Genomic DNA, 6000 nt, shown 5'->3' on the forward strand with positions numbered 1-6000 from the left:
TGAGATCCCTCGAGGGATGTTCGACGGGCAGGGTGGGCACCCGTCCGCCTGGACCTGCCGACCCGGATCGTGCCTCTCGGGTCACGTTCTACACCGTGAATTCGAAGACGACCTGCCGACTGCTCAGCCGCCGTCATGTCCATCCGGTAGGCCGGGTGCCGGTTCAGGCCGGGTGCCGGTTCAGGCCGTGCCCGGTGCGATCGGGCCCACCGGGGCGAGCAGTAGATACGTGGCCTTTTGCCCGGTGTATGGGTGATTGGGGGTGACCTCTGATCACGCGGGAACCCGCGTCTGGTTCGCGGTAGGAGCGAAATCTACGAGCGAGTTCCCGTTCGCGCACCTGCAGAATTCTGCGAACCTGCGTGTTTTCGACCGGGCCGCGCAGAAGATCCGCCGCCAAGAGCAGGGCCACCAGTACGTCGAGGCTCGGGACCGGCTCACACGAACCCGCAACCGCGCCCCTGTCACCTTGGGTATGCCAGTCCGCCCTGGTGACGCACGATGACCTTTGTGATCGTTTGTCCGCAACGCTTCCAGCGATGTTCAGTCAACCCAGCCGACGACTGCCATGCCCTGCAGACTAGCGATGCCATAGAAGCTCTGCAGCAGGGCGAAGTGCTCAGCAAGATACGCACCTGGGTCTCCAGCGAACGCCGAGAACCCGCCAGCTTCCCGGTAGGCCGGGAGCGTCTCGAGCAAGGAGTCGATCTTCATGGCTGCGAGCGCGCGAGCAACCTCGGTTACTGCCGCAGGGGCCAGCAGAGCGGGAGGGCCATCGAAGCCGTTGTAGACCTCAGGATGGTCGAGGAAGGCGACCGGGTCGTTGAGATCCCCTCTGATGCTCCGCTCAAGAATGCCGATATGCCGTGAATCGGGCTGCATCCACCGGTAGAAGGCGAGCAGTTCCCAGACCGACCAGCCAAGATCCAAGGTGTCTTCTTCAGGCGGATCCCAGCGAGGATCTCCGTCTGGCGCAGACGCAGCTGCTTCACGACGCCAGTCGAGGTACTGAGGGGACACGCGTGCGAGTTGCTGGGTCAAGGCCATGTATCGGAGTATCAACCGCAATGATCGAATAGAGCAGCGATTTTTGCCCCACGCGCAGTGCAGCGGGTGGACCAGTACGTCTACGACTGCACCCACTCGTAGTTCGGAAAAGCTGCTCGTGCTCGCTGTGCGTCTTCGCATCCCGTCACGACGTCCTGCTCTCCGTCGGCCGGCGGCCGCGACTGGCCGACCTGTACGCCGAGGTCGAACAGGTGCGAGGCGACAGCTTCCGCGCCAACTGGCGCATCACCGATCTGACCGTCACGTCGCGGCCTGCGGAGCGCCCTACCCCGGCGTCGTCTGCTCCGACGACAGCCCGGAGTCCACTGCCCTCGAGGAGCAGGTCCGCGCAGCGTTGAAGGAGGAACCCGCCAAGAAGCCCGACCTGGCCCGGCGGACACGACATACCCCCGTGCGACGGCTGCGCCGCTCCGCTCTGAGATTTCCACAAGCCTCTGATCTCTTCGAAAGGCATACTTCTGATGATGACGACCACCCAGCGCCTCCTCGACCTCGCCGCGGCCGCGCCGGCCTGCCACGACGAGGACCTGTTGCGACTCCTGCGCGAAGCGAGCGATCTGTATCAACAGGGCCTCGAAGACTGGCGCCGAACGGTGGCGGCCCGCTTCACCGGGCTGCCCACGCAGGACCTGGCGGCGGCCGCGACCGCGGCCGGTATGCCCTGCGATGCCTCTCAGGACCGCGACGAGCTCCTCCTGCTGCTCGCCCTGGCCGACTGGGAGATGACCCCGGCAGGCCTGGCCTACACGGAGATGGCTGAGGATGCGGCCCGCCGCGGTGTGTGCCTGATCCCCGAGGAATGAGCCTCAACTCGCGTGCGCTGGCATGGAGAGGCCGGCCATCTTCCACCCGGCGCGGCTGTACAGCTTCACGGAACCATCGATCGCCAGTTCTCTCCTTGCATGGCAACCTCGAGAACTTCACGACCCGGAGACAACATGCTGGCGGCCTGGCTTGACTCCAATACCGTCATCGCGGGCACAGTCACCGGACTGGGTGTGGTCCTACTGATCGAAGCCCGAATGCGTGGGGGCATCGGCCAGATGATCGCTGGCGGAGCCCTGGCGATCATCGGGCTGGGCCTCCTCGGTCAGTGGTAGCGAACGATCGAACCCGCGGTCCCACTCGGTGCAGGGACCGAGATTCCGCTTCCGCCGTGCGTCTCACCACCGGGCCCACGTCTGTCCATGGGCAGTCCGGGAATATCTGGGCGGCGAGCTGGACCCCAACCCTCAACTCCTGCCATTATGCGGGTTGCGGGTCGGGCAGGCTGGCTCGCCTTCCGACAGGACGGACGGTTCTGCCATGACCTCGCGCCGTGAGCCTCGCCTGGCCGACGCTGCCGAGATCGCGGCTGAACAGGGTCTGACACCCGCGCGGATCAGCGGCCTCTACAACGACCGCGCCGAGAACGGCTTCCCCGAAATCGCCGGCATGCGCGGCCGCGCTCGTCTGTGGGACCACGCGAAGGTCACCGAGTGGTTCGCGAACCGCCCGCCGGCACGCCTGCGCGTGCACACACCGCCCGCCCGTGATCCTCAGGACCTGCTGAACGCCGCCGAGGCCTCGAGGTTCCTGGGCTACAAGAACCCCAACCAGGTCACCACCTTCGTCCGCGATCACCCCGGGTACTTCCCCGACCCGGACGTCGTCGAAGAGCTGGGCACTGCCGAAAACCCTTACCGCCGGCAGCTGTGGCGCGTGCAGACCCTGCTGGACTGGATGGCCACCCGGCCCGGCCGCGGCAAACGCGCTGGCGCAAAACGCACGGCGCCGCCACTGCCCGACGTCCCCGTCGACGGCGACCCGGACGAACTCCTGGGTGCCACGCAGGCAGCCGCACTGCTGGGGTTCAAGAGTGTCAACTCCTTCTCCAGCAGCCTCTCCCAGGGCAACCTGCCCCTGCTAGAAACCCCCGACGCGCTCACGGAGAAGGGCGGGCGCCGACGGTGGACGCGCCGGCGGATCCTCGAGCAGGCCGCCCAGCGCAGCTCCGGAAGGTAACAACCGGCGGTGAGTGCTCATCCGCCCACCGCCCCACAGACGCGGCATCCGGTTTCGGGATTGTTGGTCCCTTGCGGGCCGGGTGCCGCACGATGGCCGGCATGACGCGGTTCGCCACCGCGTCCCGCAGCAGCTACGGCTGCTGCGGACCGGCCATCGCCCACCTTGTCGAAACCTGCCCTCGTGCAGGACGTCTGCCGCCTTGCCCGGGCCCGGTGCGCGGGAGCCGTCTGCCTTCCCGCCCGGGCGTGCCGTCCCGTGGTCGGGGCTGAACATGCCGACCACCGCACCACGCCCAGGCCGTTACGCGTTCGTGACCATGGTCGGGGTCCCGTGGTCGGGGGTCTGGTCGGGGGAGAAGGGTCTGCTGATCGGCGGCAGAGCCGCCCGCAGGCTCACGCGCGTCGAAAGGATCGGCATGACCAGCCCCGCACAGACAACTGCAACCACCAGCTCCCCCAGCCCGGCCGAACCCCTGCGCCTGCAGGTGCTGGCCGCCCTGGCCCAGCACCGCATCGCCACCACCAGCCAGCTGCGCCGCATGCTGCGTCCTGAGGGCACACGCCAGCTGATGTCCAGGGTCCTGAACAAGCTGCGCTCCGACGGCTTCGTCGACTCCACGGTGCTGCCGGACGCGAACCGCTCACGTACCAACACCTGGTATCTGACACCGGAAGGAGCCCGCCTGACCCGCGACCTGCCCGTCCTGCGGGGCCGGCCTCCCTACCCCATCACCTCGGCCACCGCCGCATCGCTGAAGACCAGCCACACGCTCGCCGTCGTACGCGCTCACCTGGCCTTCGCCGCCGACGCCCGTCGCCTCGGACACGAACACGGCCCGTGGGACTGGACCCCAGAGGTGTCCCACTCCATCGGCGAAGGAGAACGGGTCACGGCCGACGCGGTCATGTACTACACCGTCACCAGCCCCGACCACCGGCAAAAGCTGCGCGCCTTCATCGAGGTCGACCGCACCACCATGAGCAGCGAACGACTGGCCGTGAAACTGATCGAATACGCCCGACTGTTCCACTACGAGGCCCAGCCCGTCGGCCGGCGGAGGCAGGCGCCCGTAGGTCCTGCGTGGCTGCGCTGGTATCCGGTCTTTCCCCGCGTCCTCTTCGTACTCACCGGTGCCTCCCGGACCAGGCTGGAGAATCGGATCAGCGATCTGCAGGCAATGGTCGCCCAGCACCCGCTGGTAGCGGGCCTCGCACGCGAAGTCCGGCTGGGAGCCGCCGTACTGGAAGACCTGGAGCAGCGCGGTCCCGCCCAAGACGTGTGGACGCCTCTGGCCGGCGGCAAGCCTCGCCCATGGACGGACCTGTGAGACGCTGGCGCGAGCGTTTAGTGTTGATCAGCCTGCCGCCCCAGGACGCTGGTCCTGGAGCAGCAGGCGTTTGTCTGAACCGTCGTGGCCGCTTGACGAGGGTTCTGTTCCCGCGTTGCTGTCAGGCGACGCTCTGGCACAGCGGCGGTAGGAGTCCGTCGCCCGGCCAGAAGGGTTGCTCGGCTGCGAGGCCGGTGAGGAACATGCCGATCTCGGTCAGGACCTTGGTGCGGTCGTCCGGTCCATAGACGGTGAACGCCCTCGCTGCAGCGTCGAGGGCGCGCACCTGGCTCCCGGGGCCGGTGCAGATCAGGGCCCGGGCGACTTCGGGGAGTCCGAGGCTGAGGGCGTCGCACATCTGTGTATGTATGGGGTGCACCAGGTCTTCGGTGACACGCTCCCAGTCGCCGACCGTCGGCCAGTCGGCGCCGCCGTTCAGTTCGTGGGTGAGGGTGGCCAGCGGGATGATCTCGCCCGGCGGGCTCCAGCCGCCGTGCCGCCTTCGGTAGGTGTTCGGCGAGCAGCGGCGCGAGCACGATAGTTGGCAGGACGACGTCGGCGGGGACGCTATCGGCCATGGCGAACAGGCCGGCGACCAGGCTGACGAGCGCGACCGCGACGGCAGTGCAGCGCAGCGAGCCGGGGATGCCGGGGGCCAGGCCGATACGGCGGGTGGGGCGCCTGGTCAGCCAGCGCAGGGCCAGGCGCTGCGTGGCAGTGGCCGATGGGGTGAGGACTCCGATCTGCAAAGATTGGCCGGGGGCGGTGGCGGGCACGCCGCAGCCGGCGCACTCGACGAGGGCCCGGTGGGTGAGGGCCTGGGTCACGGTGCGGGCGGCAGCCGCCGTCGATGACCGCTCACTGGTCGCCTCAGCGATCGGTTAGTCCAGCGGGGCCGCGTCATGGCGGGTGGCGGCAGTGGCGGGCGGCGGGTAGGCCTGGGCCGCGCGGAGACGGGCGGCGATGATCGCGCCGACCGAGGTGCGCACCGGGTTCGGCAGCGGTCGGCCGGTGATGACGTGGCGCAGCTGCTCGGGACTCCAGCCGGCCTCCAACATCACGGTCGCCACGCGGCCCTGATCGGTGAGCGCCGGCCCGGTCAGCAGCAGTTCGGGCCGGCTCGCCCCGATCTCCAGCAGCAGCCGGATACCCGCGTGCATCTCGTCTGCCGGAGGCGGCGGCTTCGGCGTTGTTGCGTGCGAGGGGGCCGTCCGTGCGTTCGTGCGCGTGGCGTCGCCGCGGTCGCACGGACGGAGGGGGTTGGTCTTCTGCTTGTTGGTCTTCTTAACGATGGTGTTCTTAGTGCCTGGATCAGCCAACACTGGCTCAGCTAATCCTGGATAACCCGACTCTGGTTGTGAGCTGGGGTTTTGCAGGGGCAGGTCGGTGATGACGTACAGGGCCTGCCCGAGCGTGCCGTCGGGGTTGCGGTCGCGCTCCCGCAGCAGGAAACAGGCCCCTCTCCGCAGACAGCCCCGAGCAGCATCCAGCCTAGGATCCAGCAGCCCCGCATGCGCGTCAGCGCCTGACGCGGGCCCGGGCTGGCGGCCCCCTCCCAGGGCGCATGTTCGGGGGCCGCCCGGGCCTCGCCGTCCTGT

Annotated in this window: 7 protein-coding genes; 4 read left to right on the forward strand and 3 right to left on the reverse strand. The window is 68.4% G+C overall.

Translation table 11 applies throughout. From position 1 onward, the window contains the following. Positions 1-543: 543 nt before the first annotated feature. Positions 544-1047 (reverse strand): DUF1877 domain-containing protein, encoded by a 504-nt coding sequence (locus IE260_RS39400; protein ID WP_189880748.1) that lies wholly within the window; start codon positions 1045-1047, stop codon positions 544-546. A gap of 485 nt (positions 1048-1532) precedes the next feature. On the opposite strand from IE260_RS39400, the gene IE260_RS39405 reads away from it, so the two are divergent. From IE260_RS39405 to IE260_RS39420, 4 genes are all read left to right on the forward strand, one after another. Beyond that, positions 1533-1871: a hypothetical protein gene (locus IE260_RS39405; protein WP_229881771.1), complete on the forward strand. Its 339-nt coding sequence runs from the start codon at positions 1533-1535 to the stop codon at positions 1869-1871. 135 nt (positions 1872-2006) lie between these two features. Beyond that, the gene (locus IE260_RS39410) at positions 2007-2168 is read left to right on the forward strand and encodes a hypothetical protein (protein ID WP_189880750.1); all 162 of its coding nucleotides are present in this window, start codon (positions 2007-2009) and stop codon (positions 2166-2168) included. A 205-nt stretch (positions 2169-2373) separates the two neighbouring features. After that, positions 2374-3072 (forward strand): hypothetical protein, encoded by a 699-nt coding sequence (locus tag IE260_RS39415; protein ID WP_189880751.1) that lies wholly within the window; start codon positions 2374-2376, stop codon positions 3070-3072. Positions 3073-3490: 418 nt separating this feature from the next. Beyond that, complete coding sequence (locus IE260_RS39420) at positions 3491-4402, forward strand: replication-relaxation family protein (RefSeq protein WP_189880752.1); 912 nt, start codon at positions 3491-3493, stop codon at positions 4400-4402. Between the two features lie 121 nt (positions 4403-4523). Here the strand turns inward: IE260_RS39420 and IE260_RS39425 are convergent, their stop codons facing one another. Then, positions 4524-4760 carry a hypothetical protein gene (locus tag IE260_RS39425; protein WP_229881775.1) on the reverse strand — a complete coding sequence of 79 codons (237 nt, stop codon included), beginning with the start codon at positions 4758-4760 and terminating at the stop codon, positions 4524-4526. Positions 4761-5283: 523 nt separating this feature from the next. Further along, complete coding sequence (locus IE260_RS42925) at positions 5284-5562, reverse strand: hypothetical protein (RefSeq protein WP_308434744.1); 279 nt, start codon at positions 5560-5562, stop codon at positions 5284-5286. Between the last annotated feature and the right edge of the window lie 438 nt (positions 5563-6000).

This window comes from Streptomyces viridiviolaceus (genome assembly GCF_014650995.1).
Lineage (GTDB): Bacteria > Actinomycetota > Actinomycetes > Streptomycetales > Streptomycetaceae > Streptomyces > Streptomyces viridiviolaceus.